We start from the raw sequence: 242 nt of genomic DNA, 5'->3' as shown, positions 1-242 counted from the left end.
ATCTACCAGTCGATTTACGTCCAAGGGCGGGGCAGTTTGCGTCGTGAGCTGCATCAATGCCTGCGCACCGGGCGGGCTTTACGCAAACCACAGCGCCGCGCCGATCAACGCAGAGGCCGGATTCCAGACATGGTCAACATCAGCGAACGCCCACCAGAAGTCGAAGACCGCGCCGTTCCTGGACATTGGGAGGGTGATCTGATTCTGGGTGCTGGGGGTAAGTCCGCGATCGGCACACTGGT

1 protein-coding gene is annotated in these 242 nt (G+C 60.7%); it reads left to right on the top strand.

Annotation, left to right across the window (positions count from 1 at the left end):
- Window positions 1-242 (top strand): transposase (locus CQY20_RS34120; protein ID WP_420093254.1); only part of this gene is annotated, 242 nt, incomplete at both ends.

The sequence above is a fragment of the Mycolicibacterium agri genome (assembly GCF_002553505.1).
Classification (GTDB): domain Bacteria; phylum Actinomycetota; class Actinomycetes; order Mycobacteriales; family Mycobacteriaceae; genus Mycobacterium; species Mycobacterium agri.
This window is presented reverse-complemented; position numbering and strand designations above follow the sequence as displayed.